Source organism: Planococcus sp. MSAK28401 (genome assembly GCF_018283455.1).
Taxonomy (GTDB): domain Bacteria; phylum Bacillota; class Bacilli; order Bacillales_A; family Planococcaceae; genus Planococcus; species Planococcus alpniumensis.
In genome coordinates this window covers 2956907-2980342 of sequence record NZ_JAAMTH010000001.1, presented here as the reverse complement: position 1 = coordinate 2980342, position 23436 = coordinate 2956907, and the positions used below count along the sequence as shown (strand labels likewise).

Sequence of the window (23436 nt, the reverse complement as noted above, 5' to 3'; positions counted from 1 at the left end):
GTTTCCATATGGATGCATTTCAAGGTCTATTGACCGGTTTTCAAGTTGCCTTAAGTCTAGAAGGGATCATGTTCGTTTTGATCGGCGTCATCGTCGGTACTTTGATCGGGATGATGCCAGGCCTAGGCCCGATCAGTGCCATTGCGATCATGATTCCGATTACATACGGAATGGACCCGGCACCGGCACTCGTCATGATGGCGGGCGTCTATTACGGGGCTGTATTCGGGGGATCGACTTCTTCGATCCTGTTGAACGCCCCGGGAATTTCCGGAACGGTCGCTACAGCTTTTGACGGCTATCCGATGGCCCAGCAAGGAAAGGCCGGGAAAGCGCTGGCCATTGCGGCGATTTCTTCATTCGTTGGAGGTACCGTCTCGGTTGTCCTGTTGATGTTGCTCGCACCGGCATTGTCCAGCGTGGCAATTTCCTTTGGGCCGCCAGCGTATTTCGCCTTGATGTTCATGGGCTTGACCGCGATCTCCAGCCTATCTGAAGGCTCGACGATCAAAGCGATGATCGCAGCCGTCGCAGGCTTCATGGTCGTCACGATCGGTATCGACCCACAGACAGGAACGCAGCGTTTTACCTTCGGGAACGTCAACCTGTTCGACGGCTTCGACTTTTTGATCATTGCGCTTGGCCTCTTTGCGGTCGCTGAAGTTTGCATGCTCATCCTTAACCGCAAAAACCGCAGCTTGAGCGACGATCAGAAATTGGGCAGCTTGAAGTTGTCCAAGGCGGACCTGAAAGAAATGAGCGGGCCAGTCAGCCGCCAGTCGTTCGTCGGCTTTTTACTCGGCGTCTTGCCGGGTGCAGGAGCAACGATCGCTTCTTTCATCAGTTATATTTTTGAAAAACGAATCGCTAAAAATCCTGAAGAGTTCGGAAAAGGGTCCATCAAAGGGCTCGCAGCACCGGAAAGTTCCAATAACGCCGCGACAAGCGGTGCGTTCGTTCCGCTTTTGAGCTTGGGGATTCCAGGTTCGGGGACGACGGCTGTCATGTTAGGTGCGTTCCTTGTGCTCGGCGTACAGCCAGGGCCGCTATTGATGACTGACCGTCCGGAAATCTTCTGGGGCATCATCGCTTCCATGTATCTCGGGAACGTCTTCCTGTTGATCTTGAACTTGCCGCTGATTCCATATTTGGCGAAAATCTTGAGCATTCCACGCCCTTTGCTGATTTCCCTCGTTATCATGTTCAGTTTGATCGGCGTCTATTCAATCAGCTTCAATGTCTTTGATCTATACATGCTGCTGGTATTCGGTGCATTAGGGTTTGCGATGCGGATCTTTTCATTCCCCGCACCGCCATTCATCTTGGCATTTATCCTTGGAGGCATGATGGAGCAGGCTTTCCGCCAATCCATGACAATCTCCAACGGCAGCCTGAGCATTTTTGTCGATACTCCACTGCCGCTATCCTTGCTCTTGGTTGCATTGATTTCACTATTGGTTCCGGCATTCCTCAAATGGAGAAGCAACAGGCTAGCATATAAACAACGTTAAGGGGTGGGAAAGTGAGAAACTCTAAGCTAGTGCCGCGTGTTCTTGCTTTTCTGCTGGCCGCCGGTTTTGCTCTTTTATGGCTGATCGGCTTATTGGATGCTTATACGGATAACCAGAAACTGACGTTGCTATTGCTTGGCATCGCTATCGGTTTGTGGACGGTAAGCGCCATGCCGCTCGCCGCTTCGAGTCTTCTGGTGCTTGGCCTGCTGCTGCTTTTCCGCCTGACGGAAGAGCCGGAGCAGGCTTTTGCCGGTTTTCTGTCGGATGCGCTTTATTTTATCCTGGCACTGACTTTGATTTCCAAGGTGCTGGTGAAAGCGAAAGCCGATCAAGTATTTGTCGGCGTGTTATTGAAAGTGAGCAAAGGCAAAGTCCAGCGGCTGTTGATTGGCTTGCCGCTATTGATCGTCTTTTTGCCCATCCTGCTGCCTTCAGCTGTCGCCAGGTTCCGCATTCTTGAGCCGATCATCGAGCAAGTGAACGATCGTTTCGCGCTCGGCAAGAGAAGCCTGTTTCGCCAGTTCAGCTTTTATGTCATCGGCATGATGAATCAGAACTCGACGATGATCGTTTTCACAGGCGGCGGGTTTCCGATTTTAGCGGCTCAATTGCTGAGCGATTTTGGGGGTATCCAAATTTCCTGGCTCGGCTGGTTTGTGCGCATCGCACCTGCGCTTTGGCTGTCGCTGCTATTGATCAGTTTCGGTGTCTGGTTCTTTTTCAAACGCCGCAGCGGTGCCGGGCTTCAGATGGAGCAGATGGAATTCACTCCAGCGGCCCGCTTGCCGGAACGTTTCTGGTGGGTGATTATCCCATTTTTCGCTATGATCATCAGCTGGATTGTCATCGACCAGGAACAGATTCCGCTCATAGTGGCGCCTTTCCTATTGCTCGCTTATTATGCATTGCCGATGAATGGGCTTGTCGATGACCGGCTCGTCCGGGATTACGATTGGGAAACTTTCCTATTGCTCGGTGCCTCATTTTCACTTGGCTATTTAATAGAAGAAAACGGAACGGCCGGCGTCCTAGCGAGCCAATTGATCCAATTATTGCCCGCAGGAATGGGCCAGGGGGTAAATACTATCTTTATTGCTTGTCTCATTTTCCTATTGCGCTTCTTGTTTGTCGTGCCTTCTACGTCGATGATTGTCATTTTTCCGATCATCGTCAGTTTTGCGGAAATGCTGGGCTTGCCGATTTTGCCAATGGCGTTTTTATTGATCATGATCATCGGTGGCGTCACCATCTTGCCGATCCATTCACCGACCACTTTTCTGGCATTTCAAAAAGGGGCGTTTTCCCAGCGTGAACAATTGCTCATTGGCAGCTTTTCAAGTGTTGTCATCACGGCAATTGCCATCCTTTTCGCGGTTTTCATCTGGTGATGGAATCCATTCACAATTGCCAAAGCCACCCTTCAAAAGAAGGGTGGCTTTTTGTCTGAAAAGAGCCCATATGTTTAGTTGAAAAAATAGGGGGTAGGGTAATTCTAGAAGCGATTTAAATAAGAGGAGGCAGAAAAAATGTTTGATTATACCGTTACGACTAGCAAATCTGTAGATGAAGCAGTGGCATCACTTGAGGAAAACTTGAAAGAAGAGCAGTTTGGCGTCTTATGGAACTTCGATTTGACGGCAAAACTTCAGGAAAAGGGACAGGACTTCGATACCCCGTACAAGATCTTGGAAGTGTGCAACCCGAAAGAAGCGAATACGGTACTCTCTGAAAACTTGATGGTCGGCTATTTCCTGCCATGCAAAATTGTTGTTTACAAAGATGGTGAAGAAACGAAGATTGGCATGCCGAAGCCGACATCACTGATCGGCATGGCTGAAGATGGCGGCAAATTGACTGAAGTGGCGGCAGATATCGAAAATCGCCTGATCAGCTGCATCGACCGGACCGCCTAAGTTTCGAAAATTTACGAATGGAGGAGTTTTTTTATGACAGTCAAATTTACATCCGCTGAAGAAATTGCAGAAAAAGTAATGAACAATGAACCTGTTGCCATTCTCGATGTCCGCAGCAAAGAAGATGTGGAAAATTGGCATGTAGAAGGCAGCCAAGTTGAGTTGCATAATATTCCGTTCAATAAAATAGAAGAAAGCAGCGAAGAAATCAACAAGCTGCCGAAGGAAAAACCGCTCTATACAATGTGCGCAAAAGGCAATACATCGAAGAAAGCGGCGGAGTACTTGCAGGACCAAGGATTTGAAAACATCATTTCCATTGAAGGCGGGATGGCTTCTTGGAGTGAACAATTGGAACCGGTGAAAATCGGCGACTTGAAGACTGGCGGCGCGATCTATCAATTTGTCCGGGTGGGCAAGGGTTGCCTGTCTTATTTGATCGAATCGAATGGCGAAGCGGCGGTAGTCGATGCGGCACGAATGACCAAACCGTATGAAAACTTCGCAAAAGAGCATTCAGCGAAAATCACTCATGTGTTGGATACCCATCTCCATGCCGACCACATTTCGGGAGGCAGAAAACTGGCCGAACAATTCGGCGCACAGTACCATTTGCCTCCGGAAGATGCGGATGAAGTGGTATTCGGCTATGAACCAGTTGAAGACGGCACAACCGTGGAAGTAGGGAAAGCCAAGATCAAGGCATTCTATTCGCCCGGCCACACGATCGGCAGCACCTCATTTATCGTCGACGATGAATATTTGCTGACAGGCGATATTTTATTCATCGAATCAATCGGCCGTCCGGACCTTGCAGGGAAAGCGACGGATTGGGCAGAAGACCTGCATGAAACGCTTTATGGACGCTACGATAATTTGTCGAAAGAACTGATCGTTTTGCCTGCCCATTATGCCGACATCAAAGAAATGAACGAAGACGGCAGCGTCCATAAAAAACTCAGTGACTTGTATGACCAGAACGATGGCTTGAATATTGATGGTGAAGAACGTTTTATTAAGCGTGTAACGGAAAACTTGAAAGAACAGCCGAACGCTTATGAAGATATCCGCAAAACGAATATGGGGAAAATCACCCCATCCGAAGACGAACAAAAAGAAATGGAAACCGGCCCGAACAACTGCGCGGTCTAAGCAGTGCCGGCTATACAAGGGTCCCCGCTGTATTGGCGGGGACTTTACGTGTTAAAATAACTTCAGGCAAAGCGAAAAATAATCAGTGAGTTTTTCGTTTGACTTTATACCCTAAGGGGTATATTATTGGGCATAACAACTTCAATATATTGAACAGGAGGCTTGTCTGATGGAATACGATAAAAAGATTGAAAACCGCCTCAAGCGGATTGAAGGCCAATTGCGCGGAGTCATCAAAATGGTCGAAGCGGACGGTGAATGCCGTGATGTAGTGACCCAGCTGTCGGCAGTAAGAAGCGCAGTGGACCGGACGATCGGAGTCATTGTCAGTGAAAACCTACAGTCTTGTGTACGCGATAGCTTAGAAAAAGGCGAAAGTACCGAAGATGTCGTAAAAGAAGCGGTCGAGCTTCTCGTAAAAAGCCGTTAAAACGGGATAAAATAAAAAAAGAAGTTTCCTGTTGACATAGCAGAATAGATGCTTTAATATACCCTATAGGGTATTAAAAAGAAGTGCGACGCCACTATAAAACGTTCTTTTTTTTGGAATAAATTATACCCATAGGGGTAATTATTGGAGGAATTTACAGAATGGCAGAACAGAAGAAGACAACAATCGTACTTTTCAGCGGGGACTATGACAAAGCAATGGCCGCTTACATTATCGCAAACGGGGCAGCAGCTTACGATCACGAAGTTACCATTTTCCATACATTCTGGGGATTGAACGCATTACGCAAAGAAAATCCGCCAGCAATCAAAAAAGGCCGCCTCGAAACAATGTTCTCGAAAATGATGCCACGCGGGGCTGATAAACTCGGTCTTTCTAATATGCAATTCGGCGGCATGGGCCCGAAACTTATTAAGCAAGTGATGAAAAAACACAATGCAATGCCTTTGCCGGATCTGATCGAGATGGCTCAGGAGCAGGACATTAAATTGGTTGCCTGCACGATGACAATGGATCTTTTAGGTTTACAGAAGGAAGAGTTGCTTGATGATATCGTCTATGCAGGAGTTGCTGCTTACCTTGGCGACGCAGAAGACGGCAACGTCAACTTGTTTATCTAACTCCCAAAAGTGGAAAGGATGAAGTATAGATGGAATGGTTGCTCTGGATTGCAGTCGGGGTTATTGCCTATTTCGCGATCTCCCGCTTTACTGCACCAACTAAAGGAATCAAGACGATGTCCACTGACGAACTGAAACCTGCACTCGGCAAGAAAGATAAGCAGTATATTGATGTCCGGACGCCTGCAGAGTTCAAAGCTAACCATATTAAAGGCTTCAAGAACATTCCATTGAATGATTTGCCGAAGCGTGTGAATGAGCTGTCGAAAGATAAAGAAACACTGGTCATCTGCCAAAGCGGCATGCGCAGCAGCAGAGCGAGCCAATTATTGAAGAAAAACGGGTTTACCAATATAGTAAATATCAGAGGCGGAATGAGCAGTTACCGCGGATAATTTGAGGAGGAATTTAACATGAAAAGCATGACTACACAAGAAGTTCAGGAATACATCAAAAATAACCCCGAGGCATCGCTGATTGATGTGCGCGAAACAGAAGAAGTCGCTGCAGGGAAAATTCCAGGAGCTGAGCACATTCCATTAGGCTTGTTGGAATTCCGTTTGCAGGATATCGATAAATCAAAAGAGCATATCATGGTCTGCCGTTCGGGCAACCGCAGTGGACAGGCGACTCGCTTTCTTGAAGACCGCGGCTATAACGTCATCAATATGGACGGCGGCATGATGAACTGGGAAGGCGACACCGAGTAATATTCAGCCATAGGCACGGATTCATAAAAGGAGGAGAATGATTAATGGTTCAAACAGATAAAGTATTGGACGCTAAAGGGCTTGCATGCCCAATGCCGATCGTTAAGACGAAAAAAGCGATGAAAGACCTGGCTTCCGGCGATGTGCTGGAAATCCAGGCTACGGATAAAGGGTCAACAGCCGACTTACAGGCATGGGCGAAAAGCTCAGGCCACGAATACATCGGCACGGAAACAGAAGGAGACGTCTTGCTTCATTATTTGCGCAAAGACGGTGTAAATGAAGTGAGCGAGACGATTGAAATCCCTGAAGTCTCGCTTGCTGAATTCCAAGCCCGTGTTGAAAACGGAGATTCATTGAACATCCTGGACGTCCGCGAGCAAGAAGAATATGATGAAGCGCATATCCCTGGCGTCAAGCACATCCCGCTCGGCGAAGTGGAGAACCGCATGAACGAATTGGACCAGAACGAAGAAATCTACATCATTTGCCATTCAGGCCGCAGAAGCGGAATCGCTGGCGACATGATGGCGAAAAAAGGTTTCAAGACTTTGTATAACGTAGTGCCTGGCATGCGTGATTGGACTGGCAAAACCGAGTAATCGGGCCAGTCCCCAAATTTTGAAGGAGTGTGTTCATTAATGACCAAGAAAACAGCAATCATCGCCTCTAACGGCGGATTATTCGAAGCATATAAAGTATTCAATATTGCAACAGCAGCTGCAGCAAGTGATCACGAAGTGTCCATTTTCTTTACATTTGAAGGCTTGAACTTGATCCACAAAGAAGCGAACCAGCAATTGCCGATGCCAGAAGGCAAAGAGCATTTTGAAGAAGGCTTCAAGAAATCGAACGTACCGGCTATTCCGGAACTAATCGAAATGGCGCAAGACCTCGATGTTAAATTTATCGGCTGCCAAATGACGATGGATGTCATGGGCCTTGAGAAAGACGCATTCGTTGACGGCATTGAAGTCGGCGGCGCAGTAACATTCCTTGATTTTGCAAAAGATGCAGACGTGACACTTACATTCTAATCAATAGAAAAATTTTTTGCGAAAAAATATACCCCGGGAGGTAATTAGTTTATGTCAGTAAAAGCAATGACAGCGGCGCAAGTAGCCCGCAAAGTAATTGATAACGAACCATTGTTCATCCTAGATGTCCGCAACGGCGATGCATTCGCCGATTGGAAAATCGAAGGCGGCAACATCCAGTACTTGAACATTCCATATTTTGATTTATTGGACGGCGTTGAAGAAGTCATCGATCAATTGCCGAAAGACCGCGATATTTTGGTCGTCTGCGCCAAAGAAGGATCTTCCATCATGGTTGCAGATATGCTTGCGGATGAAGGCGTGGAAACGGCTTATCTATCAGGCGGCATGAAAGCATGGAGCGAGCACTTGGAGCCGGTGAAAGTCGGCGATTTGAAAGATGGCGGAGAACTTTACCAATTTGTCCGCATCGGCAAAGGCTGCTTGTCTTACATGGCTATTTCTGGCGGTGAAGCGGCAGTCATTGACGCGACTCGCATGACGGATGTCTTCTTGAACTTCGCGCAGGAAAAAGGCGCAGCGATCAAGCACGTATTCGATTCCCACCTTCACGCGGACCATATCTCAGGCGGACGCCAAATTGCACAAGCGACAGGCGCAACGTACTACTTGCCGCCAGCTGACGCTGAAGAAGTGGTATTCGATTATACACCGCTTGAAGGCGGCTTCGAAGCGGCATTCGGAAGCTCGAAAGTCGAAGCGCTCTACTCGCCAGGACACACAATCGGTTCGACTTCATTCATCGTTGATGATCAATACTTGATGACAGGTGATATCCTGTTCATCGATTCTATCGGACGCCCGGACCTTGCAGGGCTAGCGGAAGACTGGGTTGGCGATTTGCGCGAATCTCTATACAGCCGCTACCAAGCGCTTGCAAACGAATTGGTCGTTCTTCCGGCTCACTTCATGATTATGGAAGAATTGAATGAAGACGGCAGTGTCGCGAAAAAATTGAGCGACTTATTCAAAGAAAATCACGGCTTGAATATCGAAGATGAGCAGGAGTTCCGCGACATGGTGACGAAGAACCTACCACCGCAGCCGAATGCTTACGAAGATATCCGCAAGACCAACATGGGCAAGATCACACCAGAAGAAGAAATGCAGCGCGAAATGGAAATCGGCCCGAACCGCTGCGCCGTACGTTAAGTTTAATCAATAGCAAGTAACTATAATAAAACATTCTAAAGGAGAGATTTTGATGAACGCAGATAAAGTACTAGACGCAAAAGGCTTGGCTTGCCCAATGCCGATCGTAAAAACAAGAAAAGAAATGAAAGATATGGATTCCGGCCAAGTTTTGGAAATCCAAGCTACAGATAAAGGCGCATCAGCGGATTTGACTGCATGGGCTAAATCAGGCGGCCACGAACTCTTGGAACAGCAAGTCGATGGCGACGTGCTGAAGTTCTGGATCAAAAAGGGCTGAAGAGTGAAGGGCATCGAATGATGTCCTTTTCTTTTTCCCGTTTTTTAGCTGAAATTGTTCACACAATAAAAAATGACCGAAATAGCGGGAGCTGATGCGGATGTATCCCTCCTGCAGAATAGGCTTTTGCGATGGGCGATCATGCTTCATTGCATCGGTATGCTATAAAAGCGTTGCTTATTCGATAGGAGGGGTAAATTGTGTTGAAAAAATGGATTCCGGCTCTTGAGTGGCTGGGCAGCTATAAAAAATCAGACTTGAGCGGTGACTTGAATGCTGGCTTGATCGTTGCCATCATGCTCATTCCGCAGGGGATGGCATATGCGATGCTGGCTGGATTGCCGCCGGTGATCGGGCTTTACGCCTCGACGGTCCCGCTTATTATCTACGCATTGTTCGGAACATCGAGGCAGCTCGCTGTCGGGCCAGTGGCGATGGTCTCCTTGCTTGTGCTATCAGGAGTCTCGCTATTAGCGGAACCGGGAACGGACGAATACATCTCCCTAGTGCTGTTGTTGATGTTGATGATCGGGGTGATCCAGCTGCTATTGGGCGTCTTCAAGCTCGGCTTTATCGTCAACTTCCTGTCCCATGCGGTTATCAGTGGGTTTACGTCCGCGGCGGCCATCATTATCGGGCTCAGCCAATTGAAGCATTTGATCGGCGTCAGCCTGGAAGCTGATAAAAACGTCTTCCTGATTATCGGTGAGACGATTCGGCGCGCCGGGGAAATCAACCCTGCGACACTGGCCATCGGTCTGGGCAGTATCGTTTTGCTGATTTTCATGAAAAAATACGTCAAGAAAATACCAGGACCGCTAGTGGTCGTTGTATTGAGCATCTTGGCTGTCTATCTCTTCAATTTGAACGGGCTAGGGGTGAAAATCGTCGGGGAAGTGCCTGCCGGTTTGCCATCCTTATCCTTGCCTGCATTTCAGATGGATGCGTTGATAGCGTTAGTGCCGATTGCCTTAACGATTTCGTTTATCGGATATATGGAATCGATTGCGATGGCTAAGGCGATCGCAGCAAAAGAAAAATACAAGATCGACCCAGACCGCGAACTAGTCGGGCTAGGATTGGCCAATGTCGGGGGCTCCTTTTTTGCTGGCTATCCGGTAACGGGAGGGTTCTCCAGATCTGCCGTCAACTATCAGGCAGGGGCGCGCACACCGCTCGCGTCGATCATCACCGCCTTGCTGATTATCCTGACCTTGCTGTTCTTTACAGGCTTGTTCTATTATTTGCCGAATGCGGTGTTGGCTGCGATCATCATGGTCGCTGTGTACAGCTTGATCGATGCAAAAGAGCTGAAATACCTGTTCAAAGTGAATAAAGTAGACGGCCTGACATGGCTGTTGACGTTTCTTGCGACATTATTGATTGGTATAGAACAGGGCATCATTGCAGGGGCGATTTTTTCCTTACTCGTCTTTATCCGCCGCAGTGCTTATCCACACGTAGCCGAACTTGGTTATTTGCCGAAAGAAAAAGTGTACCGCAATACGAATCGGTATCCAGATGCCGAAACGGATCCGGAAATTCTCATTTTTCGTGTAGATGCCTCACTCTATTTCGCCAACATGACATTTTTGGAAGAGCAGCTTTGTAAGAGGCTCGCAGAAAAGCCCGAGACAAAATGGGTCGTCTTCGATTTCTCCAGCGTTAATTCCATTGATGCCGTCGCAATCCATGCGCTTGAAGACCTGATGGAGCAATGCCAGTCCGGCAAAGTGAGAATGGTCTTTGCAGGCATCAAGAATACGGTGTTGGATGTTCTGAAACGAGCGGATTGGGAACGTAAATACGGCGGTAGCATCCATTACATGAGCATTGAAGATGCTTTATCTTCAATCAAGGGCAGGGAGGAGCGGCTGTGAAAAGTGCAGAGCTGAAAAAGCAGAACGAAGAGTTCATCCAAAAAATCAAAGCTCAGGATCCATCCTATTTCGACGAGCTGAAAAAAGGACAAACGCCTGAATACTTCTTGTTGTCGTGCAGTGATTCGCGCGTCAGCCCTTCCATTATCATGCAGATGCCGCTTGGGCATATGTTCGTCCACCGCAACATCGCCAACCAAGTCGTGGAAGAAGACGAAAGCTTCTCTGCCAGTTTGTATTATGCAATCTGCCATTTGAACGTCAAGAAGCTTGTCGTCAAAGGCCATACAGACTGTGGAGGTGTAAAAGCCGCTTGGGAAGGCAATGAAGAGCCGGAACTGCAGAAATGGCTAGCTTATATCAGGAGAGGGTTGCCGGAGAAAACTGGCGGCGGCCAGCCGACACTTGATGAGCTGTCAAAATTGAACGTGCTCAGCCAAGTGAAGCGATTGCAGCAGCATCCGGTCTATCGGCAATATGGAAAAAGCGTTGAAATTTCAGGGTGCATTTTTCACGTGGAAACCGGTGAACTGGAACAGATTTATCCACTATAGCTTTTGGAATATAAGAAATCAGCAGGTTTTCTTTTAAGGAAGATGGCTAATTTCTTATATTTCAAGCACTTTTTCATATTTCAGATGGATTCCGAAATGATTGCAGGAATGTAAAGTTTCCATTTTTTAAGCAAAATCACTTCACAAATTTACCCCTGGGGGTATAATAGGAAGTGACATTAAATAGAGGCAAGAAAAAGCACAGGGCTTTTTCAGAAAGGTGAGTTTCCATGAGTATTGATTTTATGATTGTTATTTTCTTGATCGGCTTTGTCGGTTCCTTCATCTCAGGAATGGTCGGAATCGGCGGATCCATCATCAAGTATCCGATGCTGTTATATATCCCGGTCATGCTGGGATACACGGCATTTTCAGCACATGAAGTATCAGGTATCAGTGCCATTCAAGTATTCTTCGCGACAATCGCGGGGGTATGGGCATACCGAGGCAGCGGCTATTTGAATAAGTCCCTTATCGCCTATATGGGCGGCGCCATTTTAGTCGGTAGCTTTATCGGAGGGTACGGCTCGACTCTCTTGTCTGAGTCGGCTATCAACATCGTCTATGCCATCCTAGCAACCATCGCCGTCGTCATGATGTTCATCCCGAAAAAAGGCTTGGATGACATTCCAGCAGATCAAGTGACATTCAATAAGTGGATTGCTGCAAGCCTGGCGTTCATCGTCGGAATTGCGGCAGGGATTGTCGGTGCAGCAGGCGCCTTCATCCTGGTGCCGATCATGCTGGTCGTCTTGCGTATTCCAACTCGTATGACAATCGCGACTTCATTGGCGATTACATTTATCTCATCCATCGGTTCAACGGTCGGTAAAATCGTCACTGACCAGATCCTGTATGGTCCGGCTGCAGTCATGATCGTGGCCAGTATCCTGGCAGCTCCATTGGGTGCAAAAGTGGGCCAAAAAGCGAACACCAAAGTATTGCAATGGATCTTGTCGCTGTTGATTCTTGGTACAGCAATCAAAATCTGGCTTGATATTCTATAAAAGCGAAAAGCTTCCGGCAGTGGCCGGAAGCTTTTTTTGTTTTCACTTTGAAATTAAGCATATGCGGTTTTGTTCAGGCTTCGCTGGAAGCGATTTCCCCACTAGCCGGCAACTGAATATAGAAGCAGATCTATCTAATCAATCTTCGTACAATGAAATTTTCAAGCCGCCAAGCGCCAAGGGTGAGCCGACGCCATAAGACAAGTGCTCTTCTTGGCTTATGGCAAGAGGCCAACCCAAAGCAGGGCGGCGAATATCAAGGTGAAGCTCGAATCCACTTCAGCAACATGTCTACAGGAAAACCCTCATTTTCTATTTCTACGCTAGACTAGGGAAGCGATTTCCCCACTAGCCGGCAACTGAATATAGAAGCAGATCTATCTAATCAATCTTCGTACAATGAAATCTTCAAGCCGCCAAGCGCCAAGGGTGAGCCGACGCCATAAGACAAGTGCTCTTCTTGGCTTATGGCAAGAGGCCACCCCAAAGCAGGGCGGCGAATACCAAGATGAAGCCCGACTCAACAACTTCAGGAACATTTCCGCAAACAAACCTTCGCTATCTTCATTTAAAACACGCCCGACAAAGCAGTTAATTTCGGAAATACAAATAAGCTTTCATTTGGATTTTTCAGTGGAAAGAGTACAATGAAACAAAGAGCATGGGAAAGGAAGAACAGCATGAAACCAGTAATTGTAGCCGAAAAGCCGAGCCAGGCGAAAGCGTATGGCGATGCGTTCAAGACGGTGAAGCGGGAAGGCTATATGGAAATGGCGCCGAATCCGATCTTTCCAGAAGGCGCGTTCATTACCTGGGGCATCGGCCATCTTGTCGAATTGAAAGAGCCGAAAGCCTACGACCCGAAATGGGGCAAATGGTCGCTCGCTTCCTTGCCGATTCTGCCGGTCGAATACCAATTCCAAGTAGCCCGCGGCAAGTCGAAGCAATTCAATATCATCAAAAAACTCCTGAAAGAAACCGATACCGTCATCAATGCCTGCGACGTAGACCGCGAAGGCTCGAATATTTTCTACAGCATCTACCGGCAGACCGGCGTGCGTGGCAAACAAATCAAACGGCTGTGGATCAATTCACTCGAAATTGATGAAGTGCGCGAAGGCTTCCGCAATTTGCGCGATAACAAGGAAGACCTGCGCCTGTACGAAGAAGCGCGGGCGCGCCAGATCAGTGACTGGCTGGTCGGTATGAACGGCTCAAGGCTTTACTCGCTGTTGCTTCAAGAACGTGGCATCCACGAAGTATTTGCGATTGGGCGGGTTCAGACGCCAACCGTATTTTTGATTTATCAGCGCCAAAAGGAAATCGAGGCGTTCAAGCCGGAGAAGTTTTACGAAATCGAAGGGAAATTCAAAGCCGCGAAAGGCAGCTATAAAGGAAAAGCCAAGCTGAAAGCGAAAGAGCGCAAAAAAGCGGAAGAGCTCCTGGCTGTTCATGAGTTGACGGACGGCAAAGCGCAAGGCCATATCAAAGAATTGAAGACGGCGGAAAAACATATCCCCCCGCAGCCTTTGCATTCCTTATCCAGCTTGCAGGCAGCCGCGAACAGGAAATGGAAATACAGCCCGCAAAAAGTGCTGTCGGCGATGCAAAAGCTCTATGAGAAAAAACTGGTGAGTTACCCGCGGACCGATTCCCGCCATATCACTTCGGCGGAATTCGGCTATTTGTCAGCCCAAGTTGAGAGTTACCAAAAGCTTATCGATGCACCGTTCCCGATTGCATCGAAAATACCGAAAAAGCGTTTTGTCGATAACACAAAAGTGCAGGAGCATTATGCCATCATCCCGACGAAGAGCTTGCCAACAGCCCGTAAAATCGAAGGATTGCCGCAGGACGAACGGAATTTATACGAAGAAGTGATGCGTACGACGCTCGGCATGTTCCACCGGGATTACCGTTATGCCGAAACGAAAGTCGTAACTGATGTCAAAGGGCTTGAGTTCCATACGACGGGCCGGACAGAACTCGATAAAGGATGGAAATCTTTATTTCCAACAACTAAAGAAGCAAAACAGGACCCACCGCTTCCTGAATTGGCGGCACACGAGCAAGTGGCGGCAGCGATTGCCATTGTTGAAGGCATGACTACCGCGCCAAAGCCGTATACAGAAGGGCAATTGATCGCCATGATGAAAACTTGCGGAAAGTTCGCGGAAGATGTAGCCGATAGCGAAATCCTCAAGGAAGTCGAAGGGCTCGGGACGGAAGCGACGCGCAGCGGAATCATTGAAACGATAAAGCGCCATAATTATATCGAAGTAAAAAGAAACATTGTGTCAGTCACTGAAAAAGGGCGCATGCTGTGCCAAGCCATTGAAGGCAATTTGCTCTCGAGCCCGTCAATGACGGCGAAATGGGAAAGCTATTTGAAGAAAATCGGCAAAGGCGAAGGCTCCTCGGAAGTGTTTCTCGCCACGATCGGAAAGTTCATTGAGAAGCTGCTGCAAGATGTGCCGGAGCAATTGCGCAGCAACGGCATGCCGGACCAGATGCCTGCTTTGCAAGGAGCGGAAATTGCGATCTGCCCGCGCTGCCGAAAAGGCTCGATTGTTTCCCGCAGAGGCTCCTACGGCTGTACAGAACATGCCAATGGCTGCAAGCAATCATTCCCGGCGGTGTTTTTGAAAAAAAGGTTAACGGCAAAACATATCGAATACTTATGCACCAAAGGGAAAACGCCGGTCATTAAAGGTTTCGTATCGAAGAACGGTAAAAAATTCAATGCCAGTCTCGTATTGGAAGAGGGGAAATTGGCAATGAAGTTTTAATATTTCCCAGGGAATATACAGGAAGGAGTGCAGATGATGAGAAAAATGACGATCTATGTAGCGGAAGCGAAATCACAACGTCCGATTCACGAACTGGAGGATTTATTGCTGAATGAGCCAGGGGTTGAACGGGCTTTGGTGGATGTGAAAGATGGCGAAGTCAAACTGGAGCTGGACGAAACGAAGATCAAGGAAAGCCAGATAATCCTTCTCATTAAAGAAGCTGGGTTTCACGTGGAGTGATTTCTTTGCCACACAGTAGGTGTTCCTGTACAATAGGAATCATTGAATAGCAATAACTGCATATAACAGGTCAAATGCCGCGGACCATAGCGCCGGAGGCAAAGCCGAAAAGATTCCTTTCATTTTGAGAGGCTCTTTTCGGCTTTTTTTATAGGGGGGAAGCAGAAATGGGTTATTTTGTAGATCATCGAACGAAAAAAATCCATCACAGCCAGTTTGCAGGAGATAGTTGCGGCTTTTTGCAAACGCCTATAGAGCGTAGGGAGTTTACCGATAAAATGGAGTATGTGGAGGGTTTGGCAGAAAAGGAATATGAATATTGCCCGCATTGCCAAACTGCACAGTCGACTGTCGGTTAAATTGGATAGAGAAAAAAGCCGCCAATTGGTAGTGACCCCTTAAAGTTAGAGTTTAGTTCATGCAGCTAATTGGCTGGCATGTGCTCGGTATTTCACCGGGCTCATGCCGGCCAATTTTTGTTTAATGCGTTCATTGTTGTAGTAATCGATATAGTGTTCAATCCGCTGTTTTAACTCTTCATACGAAACCAACGTTTCTCCGTAATACATCTCTTGCTTTAGGAGACCAAAGAAATTTTCCATGGCCGCATTGTCGGCACAGGTCCCTTTTCGGGACATGCTCTGGAAGATGCGTTGTTTTTTCAACGCTTTCACCCAGGCAACGTGCTGGTAATGCCACCCTTGATCGGAATGGAGGGTGGTCCGGTAAACCGCTTGTTCCTGAATCACTGGCAGGGCTTGGTTAAGTGATTCCATCACGAATTCCAGCGTCGGTCGTTTGGCCATACTGAACCCAATGACTTCGCCGTTATAGAGATCCATCACTGGACTTAAATAAAGTTTTTGTTCGCCCGTGCATTTGAACTCGGTGACATCTGTTGTCAGTTTTTGCAGGGCATACGGTGTGGAAAACCTGCGGTTCATCCGGTTTTTAGCGAGGGTTCCGACTTTCCCCTTATACGACTTGTAGCGGGATTTCCGGATGAACTTCACGCAGTTCAATCCCAAGTCTCGCATGAGACGCTGGACTTTCTTATGATTGATGTCGTATCCCTGTGCTCGCAATTCCAAATGAATCCGTCGGTATCCGTAACGGCCTTGGTGCTTCTCGAAGAGCATCCGGATCACTGTTTTCCACTCCCGGTCCGGGTCTTCGCAATCGAATCGCTGGCGATGGTAATGGTAGGTCGCATCTGGAAGATCGACGATGTTTAACACATCCGTTAATCGGAATCCTTCTTCGTGGAGTTCGAACGCCAGCGCTGCTTGTGCTTTTCGAGGAAGGCATCCGGATTCTCCTGGAAAGCTTTTAACTTTTTTAAATACGCCACTTCCAAACGAAGGAGCTCATTCTCCCGTTCCAATTGCGCTTCCCGAGACAGGGGCTTTTCGTTCTTGATCGGTTTTGGTCTTTTTGACATGGAGGGCCGTCCTTTCGCTCGTGCTTCCAGGCCTTTTACCCCTTTCTCCAGAACTCGACGGTTCCAATTCACAATGAGTGAAGGATTGTTCATCTTGAAATGGATCGCTGCGTCTTGGTAAGAAGCACCTGTGTGTTCCATAAAGTGTAATACATCCACTTTGAATTGAACAGAATACACTTGTTTTGTCTGCTTTCTCCGCAAGGCTTTAAGGCCAAACTCCTGATACGCCCGAACCCAGCGCATAATCGGAGAGGGATCTGGCAAGCCGTATTTGTGGGCTAAGCGTCTATACCCCAACTTTCCTTCTGCGTATTCCTTCACTAGCTTCAACTTAAATTCTTCGCTATATTTCGCCATATAAAAACACCCCAAAAGTTAGATTTGAACTCTAACTTTTGGGGTGCACTACCATTGGGCGGCTTTTTCATTTTAAGAATGTCTACTCGGTTCAAGGAGCACGAGGATGTAACTGATATCCGTCGAGAATTCCCAATCGAGGAAAATCTCACGGATATCCCGTTTAAGTAGTTCAGGGAACGGGGTTTCTTTCAAAAGCAAGCGCTTTTCGAGAGGCCGTTTCACTTGTTTCAGTTCTTCGGCCAACCCATTGCGAATCAATTCACGTTCGATCTCCACCAAGAAGCCTGTGCGTTCGATCAATAAGGTCCGGTCATTCAACCAGAACAGCTCGGTGCTTTCGGGTTTCTTTTCGGCTTTGCGGCTGGCTTCCACGACTGAATCGTGGAGGGCTTCTTGCGTCGCGTCGGACTGCCAGTCAAATTCAGTTGCAGCATCCCGGCTAGCCATGACCCCGATAAGCATGCCGGTCTGGTTTTCCAGATGCCAATCGGAATAAATCGATTCGACTTTTTCGCCAGAAGCACGGGAGAAGGCAGCGCAAATATCTGGCTTCAGTTCTTCGATCAGCAAATGGCGGATTTCCATCACGCGCCTAAACTCGTTTTTCTGGAGCAGGATCTTTTCTGTCGGGCTTAGGAAACCTCTGAGGTGGACGATGACAAAGGGTGGTTTCACGATCACGAATACAGATGTCGGGCCTTTCCCGAAGTGTTCGCGGATGACGGTTGAAATATAGCCGCCGATTTCGCTTTGCATGGTTTTTGAATTCTGCAAATGGATCGCCTCCTTGGGTAAAGTAATTGGTCTGCCGGATAGGGCAATGTCTATTGTATTGGGCGTGCAATGCACTGAACGGCCAATAACGATTAAGGGGCCGGCATAGCGGGTATAAATGGAAAGACGGATACGGACGGAATTCAAAAGGGGTGGATCGAATGGTTTCGGCAGAACGCAAGACAGATCTTACGACAGCAAGAAACCGGCGCGTCCACACTTCACGGAATTTTTGGGCGGGCTTATTGTTCGGAGCCGGGATGTTTTCAGTGCTCGAGCAAAGCATTTTCCATTTTTTCCTGCAATGGCATCATTTCTACGAAGGCAATGGCCCCCAAGCGATTTTGACCGGGGAAGGAATTTACCAGGTCATCGGCTGGGCATTGACGGTGTTTTCTCTATGGATCGCTGCCGATTTGGCCAGGCGAAAAGCCTTTTGGCCAGCGCGCTTTTCAGGCAGTGCATTGATTGGAGGCGGCGTGTTGCTGGTATTCGACAGCCTGGTATTCCGCCTGCTGTTGAATCTTCATACAGTCAGGGACACTGGGGACCCTGTTTTCTACGAATCGTTATGGCTCGGAACAGCCGCTTTCCTGTTTTTGCTTGGCTGGTCGGTCTTGCGTAATGCTTCAAAGGATAGCGATTAATCCTCGTCACTTTACTATACACTAATTTTCATACTTCCCTTTCAATGGGACAAAGCGGACCGCTTCAAGCGCTGTCTTTTCCAATCTCCCATCGCTGGATTTGTCGATGGCGAGAAGGTCCTGGCTGTACTGATTGCCGACAGGGATGAGCATGCGCCCGCCGTTTGCTAATTGGTCCACCAATTCTTTCGGAATATCCGAGGCGGCAGCAGTGACGATGATCCGGTCGTACGGTGCATGTTCAGACCAGCCGAGGCTGCCATCGCCCAGCAGGAACGAGATGTTTTCGAACCCTTTCGCTTCGAGCCGCTTTTTTGCGCTCTCAGCTAGCTGCGGAATCTTCTCGACTGTATAGACTTCACGTGAAAAAGCTGCCAGAAGCGCTGTCTGGAAACCCGATCCTGTGCCGATCTCCAACACTTTGTGATGGTCTTCGAGATCGAGGGCAACCGTCATTTCCAAAACGAGTGAAGGTTGTGAAATCGTCTGGCCATATCCAATTGGCAAAGCTTCGTCTCGCCCGGCATCTTGCTGATGGCGATCCATGAACGAACCCCGGTCAAGTGAGCGGAAATAAGCGGTGATGTCCTGTTTACGCGCAGTCATGCAGATACACCTGCTTTCGTTCGATTTGTTTGATGGACTCCTTGCTACTATCATAAGGAAAAATGGCCCAAAGCACAAAGCGTGGCTCTTAAGGAGAGGAACCTCATATGGAGAACACAATAATTTCAGCACTTGAACAGGACTTGCCGGACACAATGAATCTCGAAACCGCAACCTTCGGGATGGGCTGCTTTTGGAGCCCGGATGCACAGTTCGGTTCATTGCCTGGCGTAATCCGGACACGGACCGGCTATGCAGGCGGCACTTCGGACAATCCCACATACCGGCAGATGGGGGACCATACGGAAACCATCCAAGTGGCATTTAATCCTGAACAAATCCGCTTTGAAGAAATCGTCAGGGAATTTTGGCGCAGCCATTACCCGAACCGCGACGCATACAAAGGGCGCCAATACATTTCCTTGCTGTTTTGGCAGTCCGAAGAGCAAAAGTACGTCATTGAGAAACTGAAGATAGAAAAAGAGCAGCAACTGAACGAGCCGGTCGAAACGGAAATCCGGCCGTTCGACGGATTTACGGAAGCGGAGGAGCGCCATCAGAAATATTATTTAAAACGCTATCCGAAAGCCCTTGAACAATTGGCAGAACTTTATCCCGAGCTGGGGCTTCTGACGCCGTCGACTTTCGCAGCCCGGCTGAACGGGTTTGTCAAAGGCTTCGGCAGCCGTCAGCAATTGCTCGAGGAAATCGACGGATGGCCGATCAACAAAGAGCACAGGGATGCTCTTCGGCAAGTGCTGCTTAAACTGAAATGGTAATGTGATGAGTGCTGGAAAGACCGCTGATTGCGGTCTTTTTTTATGCTGTTGCAGGGAGAGCCGACAGCCATACCGAAATAACAATAGAGAAAAAAGATGCAGGGGGGAACGTGGACATGTTGGATGAACGTACAATTCTATTAGTGCTGCCTATTCTGATTTTGCAGATCGCATTGATGATATTCGCATTAGTGGATTTGATCAGAAACCCGAATCCGAACGGTCCGAAATGGATGTGGGCGGCAATCATCATCTTGCTGAATATCATCGGGCCGATTCTGTACTTTGTCATAGGGAGGCGGAATTATTGAACGTATTGGAAGTCAGGTCATTATCAAAGCGCTTCGGTACTGAACAAGCAGTTGACGGGTTGGGCTTTGAACTTGCAGAAGGCAGTGCGACGGCATTGATCGGGCCAAATGGTGCCGGAAAGACCACGACGCTGTCGATGCTTGCGGGGTTATTGGAAGCGACAGCAGGAGAAATCCAGTGCAAGAAAAACTTATCAATCGGCTTCTTGCCGCAATATCCGAGATTCTTTCCCTGGCTGACGGCTTTGGAGTTTACGGAAATGGCCGCTAAGCTAAGCGGCGTCGATTCCAAAAAAGCCCGCCAGCAGGCAGAACGGACACTGGGGTTTGTCGGACTTGGTCAAGTGGCCAATAAGAAAATCGGCGGTTTTTCAGGAGGCATGAAGCAGCGGCTTGGATTGGCGCAGGCGATGGTGCATCAGCCGAGTCTGCTGCTTTTGGACGAACCGATTTCTTCCTTGGATCCGACGGGAAGAAGGGAAGTGATGGAGCTATTGAAGTCATTGCTCGGGCAAACGACGATTCTTTACTCCACCCATATTTTGAACGATGCCGAAGAAATGACGGACCAGCTATTGTTTTTGCAAAATGGGCGCCTGGTGGAACACGGTTCTCTTAATCAGGTACGCAGCCGTTACGCAGATCCGCAAATTCGAATTCGTTTTGAGAACACTAACGCTGCGGAAAGGTTTGTGCGCGAATCACCTTGGCCAGCTGCCATTCAGGGCACAGCGGCCATTATTCCTATAAAGGCGGAAGGGCCGATCATGCAGGATGTGTTCCGCTTCTTGTCAGTCAAGAGCCTGCCCGTGGTTGGGGTCGAACAACAGACCGCCAGCCTGGAAGATATTTTCTTGAAGGTGGTGGCAGGAAAATGAACCAATTTTCGACACTGCTATTGAAGGAATGGCGTGAGAACCTGCGCAATTATAAAATATTCTGGATTCCCGTCGTCTTCATTTTGTTAGGCGTCACAGAACCTTTATCGAATTATTTCCTTCCTCAGATTCTCGATGCAACAGGCGGTTTGCCAGACGGTGCCGTCATCGAATTGCCGGATCCTGAACCCGAACAATTGCTGGTGGCGGTCATGGGCCAATTCCAGCTGATCGGCATGCTTGTCCTCGTTCTCGCTTATATGGGCAGTATTGCTGGCGAGCGCAGAAATGGAACGGCGACTCTGTTATATGTACGCCCCTTATCGTATGTATCCTATTTCCTCAGTAAATGGCTGATGGCTTCCATCGTGGCATTGATTAGCATGTGGACAGGATTTTTGGCGGGTTATTATTATACGGCGGTGCTGTTTTCAGCGGTACCGTTCGGAGAGTTCTTGGCGTTTGCGGCGACTTATAGCTTATGGATGGTGCTGGTCGTTACTTTGATTTTATTCGCGAGTGCGTCTATGCCGAATGCAGGATTGGCCGCTGGGTTAACGCTTGCCACCTTGCTGATTTTACAGCTTGTCGACAGCCTGTTCGGCAACCGCTGGGAATGGTCGCCGTTAAAGCTTCCGAATTATGCGGCGTCCTTTCTGGATATCGGGCCGGGTGCGGCAGCGTTGACCTGGACACTCGCCATCTCGCTTGCATGCCTGATAGGACTGGCGGCACTGGGCATTTGGTTCACGAAAAGAAACCATGCAAAAACGAAAGTATAGAAGCGATCAGCGATTAGCTGATTGCTTTTCTTTTGGGCGAATGCTGGTAGAATAAGAACAGGATTTGGCAGCGCTAGAGAGCTTTCCTGCTGCAATGGATTGGCCGTTCAAGCGGAACAGCTATGATGCCAAACCAAGACGCCCGCACAGTGGCCAATACGATGGACGCACGGGTTACACCAATGAATTGAGGAATAGCATATGAAGAAACTGATCGCATTAATTTTTGTGGCATTGCTCCTGCTGGGGTTCGCCTGGGTCAATAATAACTGGATTGTCACGACCGAATATTCGGTCCAATCGGAAAAAGTGCCGGATGCATTTGCCGGCAAACGCATTGTCCAAGTATCGGACCTCCACAACGCCGAGTTTGGAGACCAACAGCAATCCCTATTGGATAAAGTCGAAGCGGCGAATCCGGATGTTATTTTCATCACTGGAGATTTAATCGACAGCAATCGCTATGATTTAGAGAGAAGCTTGGCGGCTGTCGACGGGCTGGTTGAGATGAGCGAAGTGTATTATGTCATTGGCAACCATGAAGTATCATCGAACCGGCTGGATGATGAAATCATTCCCGCCTTGGAAGAGCGCGGTGTGCAAGTGCTGCGCAATCGCTCGGTCATGTGGGAACAGGACGGAGAAGCTATACAAATTGCGGGTATCGACGACCCGTTGATGGATATCTATCTGCATGAAGAGGAATTCACACGCAACAGCATCGCAGAAGCCGGGCTTAACGACGCCTTTACCTTGTTGCTTGCCCATCGGCCCGAACAATTGGAGACTTACGCTAGCGAAGGCATCGATGTCGTTTTTTCGGGCCATGCACACGGCGGCCAGATTCGCATTCCTGGCCTTGGCGGCTTGATCGCCCCTGGGCAAGGCTGGTTTCCGAGCATGACAGAAGGCGTATTCGAATCAGGTGATACACAGCTTGTGTTGAGCCGTGGCCTTGGGAACAGCGGATTTCCACTGCGTGTTTTCAATTTGCCCGAAGTCGTAGTCGTAACGTTAGAAAATGAATAGCTCGTTTAGGGGGAACGATTTTCGTGATTAGAAAAAGTGAAGTGACATTGCATTGCTACACCAAAAGAACAGATGTCTCCTATGATCTCCCGGCAGACCAGCAGGAGTTTACCATGATGCCCCAGGACCTCATCAAGCGGGATGCGGGAAATCCTGAGAAGCATCTGATTGTTATCCGTGCGCGCGGCGAAGTAGCGGGATTTTTCGAGCTGGATGAATCTGAGGACCGGAAACGCTATTCCGATAATCCGAAAGCCCTGCTTTTGCGCGGCTATTCCGTCAATCCGAAATTTCAAGGGCGCGGCATCGCAACCGGCTCTCTTGAAGCGTTGCCGGCTTTTCTGCAAAAGGAATTTGAAGCTTTTGACGAAGTCGTGCTCGGCGTTAACGCGCGCAATATTGCTGCACAGAACCTCTATAAAAAAGCCGGTTTTGAAGACACCGGCCGAAGAGTAATGGGCAAAAAAGGCGAGCAATTCGCGATGTGCCTGAAAGTGAAATGA

At 48.4% G+C, this 23436-nt stretch carries 29 protein-coding genes; 25 read left to right on the top strand and 4 right to left on the bottom strand.

From position 1 onward, the window contains the following. Nucleotides 1-8: 8 nt before the first annotated feature. From G3255_RS15085 to G3255_RS15000, 18 genes are all read left to right on the top strand, one after another. Nucleotides 9-1511, top strand: a complete 1503-nt coding sequence (locus tag G3255_RS15085; RefSeq protein ID WP_211655218.1) for a tripartite tricarboxylate transporter permease — start codon at nt 9-11, stop codon at nt 1509-1511. Nucleotides 1512-1522: 11 nt separating this feature from the next. Next, nucleotides 1523-2902 (top strand): SLC13 family permease, encoded by a 1380-nt coding sequence (locus G3255_RS15080; RefSeq protein ID WP_211655217.1) that lies wholly within the window; start codon nt 1523-1525, stop codon nt 2900-2902. 138 nt (nt 2903-3040) lie between these two features. Then, nucleotides 3041-3427 carry a DUF302 domain-containing protein gene (locus tag G3255_RS15075; protein ID WP_211655216.1) on the top strand — a complete coding sequence of 129 codons (387 nt, stop codon included), beginning with the start codon at nt 3041-3043 and terminating at the stop codon, nt 3425-3427. A 33-nt stretch (nt 3428-3460) separates the two neighbouring features. Beyond that, nucleotides 3461-4579: an MBL fold metallo-hydrolase gene (locus tag G3255_RS15070; RefSeq protein ID WP_211655215.1), complete on the top strand. Its 1119-nt coding sequence runs from the start codon at nt 3461-3463 to the stop codon at nt 4577-4579. A gap of 169 nt (nt 4580-4748) precedes the next feature. Then, nucleotides 4749-5009, top strand: coding sequence for a metal-sensitive transcriptional regulator (locus G3255_RS15065; RefSeq protein WP_058382748.1), 261 nt, complete (start codon nt 4749-4751; stop codon nt 5007-5009). Nucleotides 5010-5170: 161 nt separating this feature from the next. Then, nucleotides 5171-5650, top strand: a complete 480-nt coding sequence (locus G3255_RS15060) for a DsrE/DsrF/DrsH-like family protein (protein WP_058382749.1) — start codon at nt 5171-5173, stop codon at nt 5648-5650. 29 nt (nt 5651-5679) lie between these two features. Further along, the gene (locus G3255_RS15055; protein WP_058382750.1) at nt 5680-6045 is read left to right on the top strand and encodes a rhodanese-like domain-containing protein; all 366 of its coding nucleotides are present in this window, start codon (nt 5680-5682) and stop codon (nt 6043-6045) included. Nucleotides 6046-6063: 18 nt separating this feature from the next. Continuing rightward, on the top strand, nt 6064-6360 hold the full coding sequence (locus tag G3255_RS15050) for a rhodanese-like domain-containing protein (protein ID WP_068487356.1): 297 nt from the start codon (nt 6064-6066) through the stop codon (nt 6358-6360). Nucleotides 6361-6404: 44 nt separating this feature from the next. Continuing rightward, nucleotides 6405-6962: a sulfurtransferase TusA family protein gene (locus G3255_RS15045; RefSeq protein ID WP_211655214.1), complete on the top strand. Its 558-nt coding sequence runs from the start codon at nt 6405-6407 to the stop codon at nt 6960-6962. Between the two features lie 39 nt (nt 6963-7001). Then, nucleotides 7002-7397, top strand: a complete 396-nt coding sequence (locus G3255_RS15040; protein WP_211655213.1) for a DsrE/DsrF/DrsH-like family protein — start codon at nt 7002-7004, stop codon at nt 7395-7397. 51 nt (nt 7398-7448) lie between these two features. Beyond that, complete coding sequence (locus tag G3255_RS15035) at nt 7449-8570, top strand: MBL fold metallo-hydrolase (protein WP_211655212.1); 1122 nt, start codon at nt 7449-7451, stop codon at nt 8568-8570. A gap of 52 nt (nt 8571-8622) precedes the next feature. Then, complete coding sequence (locus G3255_RS15030) at nt 8623-8850, top strand: sulfurtransferase TusA family protein (protein WP_068870419.1); 228 nt, start codon at nt 8623-8625, stop codon at nt 8848-8850. Between the two features lie 200 nt (nt 8851-9050). Continuing rightward, the gene (locus G3255_RS15025) at nt 9051-10730 is read left to right on the top strand and encodes a SulP family inorganic anion transporter (protein ID WP_211655211.1); all 1680 of its coding nucleotides are present in this window, start codon (nt 9051-9053) and stop codon (nt 10728-10730) included. Further along, a complete protein-coding gene (locus G3255_RS15020) occupies nt 10727-11284 on the top strand; it encodes a carbonic anhydrase (protein WP_211655210.1) in 558 nt (185 codons plus the stop codon). The genes G3255_RS15025 and G3255_RS15020 overlap by 4 nt, the downstream gene beginning before the upstream one ends. A gap of 230 nt (nt 11285-11514) precedes the next feature. Beyond that, nucleotides 11515-12291, top strand: coding sequence for a sulfite exporter TauE/SafE family protein (locus tag G3255_RS15015; protein WP_211655209.1), 777 nt, complete (start codon nt 11515-11517; stop codon nt 12289-12291). A gap of 680 nt (nt 12292-12971) precedes the next feature. Continuing rightward, nucleotides 12972-15080: a type IA DNA topoisomerase gene (locus G3255_RS15010; RefSeq protein WP_211655208.1), complete on the top strand. Its 2109-nt coding sequence runs from the start codon at nt 12972-12974 to the stop codon at nt 15078-15080. A 36-nt stretch (nt 15081-15116) separates the two neighbouring features. Further along, on the top strand, nt 15117-15323 hold the full coding sequence (locus G3255_RS15005) for a heavy-metal-associated domain-containing protein (protein ID WP_211655207.1): 207 nt from the start codon (nt 15117-15119) through the stop codon (nt 15321-15323). Between the two features lie 167 nt (nt 15324-15490). After that, the gene (locus G3255_RS15000; RefSeq protein ID WP_211655206.1) at nt 15491-15682 is read left to right on the top strand and encodes a hypothetical protein; all 192 of its coding nucleotides are present in this window, start codon (nt 15491-15493) and stop codon (nt 15680-15682) included. 57 nt (nt 15683-15739) lie between these two features. Here the strand turns inward: G3255_RS15000 and G3255_RS14995 are convergent, their stop codons facing one another. The 3 genes from G3255_RS14995 to G3255_RS14985 form a co-directional block, all read right to left on the bottom strand. Then, nucleotides 15740-16603 carry an IS3 family transposase gene (locus tag G3255_RS14995; RefSeq protein ID WP_211655846.1) on the bottom strand — a complete coding sequence of 288 codons (864 nt, stop codon included), beginning with the start codon at nt 16601-16603 and terminating at the stop codon, nt 15740-15742. Next, nucleotides 16567-17124, bottom strand: coding sequence for a helix-turn-helix domain-containing protein (locus tag G3255_RS14990; protein WP_211655115.1), 558 nt, complete (start codon nt 17122-17124; stop codon nt 16567-16569). Before G3255_RS14990 ends, G3255_RS14995 begins: the two co-directional genes overlap by 37 nt. Before the next feature lie 72 nt (nt 17125-17196). Beyond that, nucleotides 17197-17901: a Na-translocating system protein MpsC family protein gene (locus tag G3255_RS14985; RefSeq protein WP_211655205.1), complete on the bottom strand. Its 705-nt coding sequence runs from the start codon at nt 17899-17901 to the stop codon at nt 17197-17199. Between the two features lie 161 nt (nt 17902-18062). Here G3255_RS14985 and G3255_RS14980 point away from each other — a divergent pair, with 161 nt between their 5' ends. Further along, nucleotides 18063-18548, top strand: coding sequence for a DUF2243 domain-containing protein (locus tag G3255_RS14980; protein ID WP_211655204.1), 486 nt, complete (start codon nt 18063-18065; stop codon nt 18546-18548). A gap of 21 nt (nt 18549-18569) precedes the next feature. Here the strand turns inward: G3255_RS14980 and G3255_RS14975 are convergent, their stop codons facing one another. Beyond that, a complete protein-coding gene (locus tag G3255_RS14975; RefSeq protein WP_211655203.1) occupies nt 18570-19154 on the bottom strand; it encodes a protein-L-isoaspartate(D-aspartate) O-methyltransferase in 585 nt (194 codons plus the stop codon). 107 nt (nt 19155-19261) lie between these two features. Between G3255_RS14975 and msrA the strand changes: the two genes are divergently transcribed. From msrA to G3255_RS14945, 6 genes are all read left to right on the top strand, one after another. Beyond that, nucleotides 19262-19933: a peptide-methionine (S)-S-oxide reductase MsrA gene (msrA, locus tag G3255_RS14970; protein ID WP_211655202.1), complete on the top strand. Its 672-nt coding sequence runs from the start codon at nt 19262-19264 to the stop codon at nt 19931-19933. Between the two features lie 116 nt (nt 19934-20049). After that, nucleotides 20050-20244, top strand: coding sequence for a PLDc N-terminal domain-containing protein (locus G3255_RS14965; protein ID WP_211655201.1), 195 nt, complete (start codon nt 20050-20052; stop codon nt 20242-20244). After that, entirely contained in the window at nt 20241-21122 is an 882-nt protein-coding gene (locus G3255_RS14960) for an ABC transporter ATP-binding protein (protein WP_211655200.1), read from the top strand. Before G3255_RS14965 ends, G3255_RS14960 begins: the two co-directional genes overlap by 4 nt. Beyond that, a complete protein-coding gene (locus tag G3255_RS14955) occupies nt 21119-21904 on the top strand; it encodes an ABC transporter permease (RefSeq protein WP_211655199.1) in 786 nt (261 codons plus the stop codon). The genes G3255_RS14960 and G3255_RS14955 overlap by 4 nt, the downstream gene beginning before the upstream one ends. A 201-nt stretch (nt 21905-22105) precedes the next feature. Then, nucleotides 22106-22933 carry a metallophosphoesterase gene (locus G3255_RS14950; RefSeq protein WP_211655198.1) on the top strand — a complete coding sequence of 276 codons (828 nt, stop codon included), beginning with the start codon at nt 22106-22108 and terminating at the stop codon, nt 22931-22933. A gap of 23 nt (nt 22934-22956) precedes the next feature. Beyond that, entirely contained in the window at nt 22957-23436 is a 480-nt protein-coding gene (locus tag G3255_RS14945) for a GNAT family N-acetyltransferase (protein ID WP_211655197.1), read from the top strand.